Consider the following 3,560-nt stretch of genomic DNA (forward strand, 5'->3'; position numbering starts at 1 on the left):
AATTAGCAGGAAAAAAGTATTCTAAAGAGTTTTTGTGGGAAACTACCTTATACACCACAGCAGAGCCTTGCTGTATGTGTACCGGTGCCATTTATTGGGCTAACATAGGAAATATGGTCTATGGGATTAGTGAAAAAAAACTTTTGGAATTAACAGGAAGTAATGAAAAAAACCCAACTTTTGATGTTCCTTGCAGAGAAATTATTGCAAAGGGTCAAAAAGATATTAAAGTAACAGGTCCTGTAGCATCACCTGAACTAGAACAGGCAATTGTTAAACCGCATATAGGATTTTGGGATTAATTTTAAATTAGCAGGAGGAAAAAACATGAGAGAAGTTATTCGGCATTTAGAAATAAAAAATATAACCAAGAGATTTCCTGGAGTTTTAGCCTGTGATAATATAAGTCTTGAGCTAAAACAGGGTGAAATTCTAGCTTTATTAGGAGAAAACGGTGCAGGAAAAACTACTCTTATGAATATCCTCTATGGACTTTATCACCAAGATGAAGGTGTCGTTCGAATTAACGATCGAGAAGTCAAAATCAATTCTCCTAAAGCGGCATTTAAACTTGGTATCGGTATGGTTCATCAGCATTTTATGCTTGTTCCAAACCTTACAGTTTTAGAAAACATTGCACTTGGAATCAGAAATACAAACACAATCAAGCTAGACCTGGAAGAAATCCGAGAAAAAATAGAAGAGATAACAAATAAATACGATCTTTCTGTTAATCCAGATGCCTATGTCTGGCAGCTAAGTGTCGGTGAACAACAAAGAGTTGAACTTGTAAAGACTCTTTGCCTTGGAGCTAATCTGCTGATACTTGACGAACCCACTGCCGCACTAACGCCGCAAGAAACAGATGATCTCCTTGTTTTATTAAGGAAAATGGCTGAAGAAGGATGTTCAATCATATTTATAAGTCATAAACTAAATGAAGTTAAAAGTGTAACTCACAAAGTAGCTGTTCTTCGAAACGGTAAGCTGGTTTACAACGGTGCAACTGATGATCATTCCCAAGAAGAGCTAGCTGCTAAAATGGCAGGTCACGATATTCATATTCATGTAAGTGAAGAAAAAGAAAACTTTGGAAAGACGGTTCTTGAATTAAAAGACGTTTGGGCAAAAGGAGACAGAGGAACCTATGCACTGAATGGTGTTTCACTAACTATCCGGGAAGGTGAAATAGTGGGAATAGCAGGTGTTTCAGGAAATGGTCAAAAGGAGCTTGCTGAAGTAATTAACGGAATCAGAAAAGTAAAAGAAGGAAGCATAACATTTAAAGATGAGGACATCACCAACTTATCAGCGAATAAAATTATAAAAAAAGATATGGGGTATATTCCTGAAGATCGAAATCACGAAGGAATAATTCCTAGTTTTAGCATCAAAGAGAATTTAATCTTGAAAGATTATTTCAAAGATAATTTTTCCAAATTTAGTTTTTTAAACCGTAAGCGAATTATTGAAAATGCCAAAAGACTCGTAGAAAAATTCAACATAAAATGTCCTGACATTGATACTGCATGCGGTACTTTATCAGGAGGGAATATCCAGAAAGTAATATTTGCCAGAGAGATAACAAGAGATCCTAAAATGCTAGTTGCAGCCTATCCCATCAGAGGACTGGATATAGGGGCAGCTGAATATGTACATAATCAACTTCTTGAAGCCAGAGACAAAAATATGGCAATTATGGTTATCTCAGAAGAATTAGATGAGCTTATAAATATCTGTGACAGGATAGCAGTTATTTATGAGGGTAAAATCTTAGATATTTTATCCAAAAAAGAGGTTACAAAATCAAAACTTGGACTACTGATGGCTGGGGTATCTTAGTAAAAAGATAAATTTTCAATTTAATTTTTACACATTTTAAAACCGAATCACGGGTTTTATATTTTTAGAAAGGCGGCAATATAAAATGGAAAATAAAAATATTAAAAATAAACACTATATCGATACATGCTACAAAATAGGGATAGTTGTGACTGCTATATTTATTGCACTGTTTCTAGGAGGAATTCTGTTTTTAATGGCTGGTGCAAATCCATTTGAAGCGTATGCAGTAATGTTTACAAAACCTCTTGGAAATAAATTTGGTATAACTGAGATGCTTGTCCGTGCTGCACCACTAATGTTTGTGGGAGTCGGAATATCAGTAGCATTCCGAAGCGGTATATTAAATATCGGTGGTGAAGGGCAGATAATGATGGGAGCCGCTGCAGGAATAGCTTTCACTCTGATTTTTAAAGACTTGCCTAGAGAACTGCTTATTCCATCTGCCTTTATTGCCAGCTTTATCGGAGGAGCTCTTTGGGCAGGGATTGCTGGATATATGAAGGCATATCTTCAGGTAAATGAAATCCTCAGTACCGTTATGCTTAACTATATTGCCGCTCAGATTTATATTTTCTTAATAAGAGGTCCGTTGATTGACCCAAAAGAGATTGCAAGTGGTACGGGAATAGCTCAAACGGAACTTTTAACTCAAACTGCATGGCTTGGAAAACTTGTTAGGGGTACAAGGCTGCATACCGGAATTATAATTGCAGTAGTCTTATCAGTTTTAATTTATATAATGCTATGGAAAACAACATTAGGCTACAGACTGAGAGCTGTAGGAGCCGAGGCAAAAGCTGCCAATTATGCCGGTATGAACGTCAAACTTTACCTTGTAATGGCAATTATGATTTCAGGTGGTTTCTGTGGAATGGCTGGGGCTGTTGAAGCTTTAGGGGTACATCACAGAGGATTAGAAGGTTTATCCGCAGGTTACGGATTCAGTGGAATTGTTGTTGCCCTATTTGGAGGACTTCACCCGCTTGGGATAATTCCCGCATCAGCCTTATTTGGTCTGCTGATTCTCGGAGCAGACATGATGCAGAGAGCTGTTGAGGTTCCATCGGCAATAGTACTTGTAATCCAGGGGCTTATAATATTAGCTATCGTATCAACAAGAATTTTTTTAACAGACAAGAATATCAAAGAAAAAATTATAAAAAAATTTTCCTTTCAAAAGAAAAATAAAATAGAGAATAATATCGAGGCAGACACAGTGGAAACGGAGGAGGTATAGATGGTTGTTGAATTTATAGTTGGAATTATTTCAGCAGGTATAATGCTATGTATACCTTATATGGTTGCTGGACTGGGAGAGATGTTTGGACAAAAGTCAGGAGTTTTCAACCTTGGTGTAGAGGGAATAATGATGGTAGGTGCATTCTTCGCATTCTTTACTGAACTAAAAACAGGAAGCTCATTTTTAGGTTTTATCACCGCCATGCTTGCAGGAGGACTAATGGGAACTATCTACGCCTACCTTGCGATAACACTTCGAGTTGTGCAAGGAATTGCAGGTATCGGGTTACACCTATTGGGGTGGGGACTGGCAAGTACATTTTTTAGAATTTATTTAGGCTCTATCACTACAATAGACGGAGTCCAGGCACTAAACATTCCTTTTTTAAGCAATATCCCTATTCTTGGAGAGCTGTTTTTCAAGCATAATATCATGGTTTATATAGGATTCGCATTGGTTCCTCTTAGTTGGTATG

The 3,560-nt window shown here is 37.0% G+C and carries 3 protein-coding genes and 1 pseudogene; all 4 read left to right on the forward strand.

Going from position 1 to position 3,560, the window contains the following annotated elements; genetic code table 11:
• A partial coding sequence (locus ABZA26_RS10450) for a nucleoside deaminase (RefSeq protein ID WP_372714469.1) occupies window positions 1-302 on the forward strand: 302 nt, incomplete at its 5' end.
• Between the two features lie 25 nt (window positions 303-327).
• Complete coding sequence (locus ABZA26_RS10455; RefSeq protein ID WP_372714470.1) at window positions 328-1,842, forward strand: ABC transporter ATP-binding protein; 1,515 nt, start codon at window positions 328-330, stop codon at window positions 1,840-1,842.
• 85 nt (window positions 1,843-1,927) lie between these two features.
• Entirely contained in the window at window positions 1,928-3,082 is a 1,155-nt protein-coding gene (locus tag ABZA26_RS10460) for an ABC transporter permease (protein ID WP_372714471.1), read from the forward strand.
• Window positions 3,083-3,560, forward strand: a pseudogene (locus tag ABZA26_RS10465) (ABC transporter permease); the annotation flags it as partial. It abuts the gene before it with no gap.

Source organism: Ilyobacter sp. (genome assembly GCF_041583315.1).
In the GTDB taxonomy this organism is placed as follows: domain Bacteria; phylum Fusobacteriota; class Fusobacteriia; order Fusobacteriales; family Fusobacteriaceae; genus Ilyobacter.

Bases quoted from the DNA above. Each gene is read 5' to 3' on its own strand.
- ABZA26_RS10455 (WP_372714470.1), top strand. From the start codon at position 328: ATGAGAGAAGTTATTCGGCATTTAGAAATAAAAAATATAACCAAGAGA.
- ABZA26_RS10460 (WP_372714471.1), top strand. From the start codon at position 1,928: ATGGAAAATAAAAATATTAAAAATAAACACTATATCGATACATGCTAC.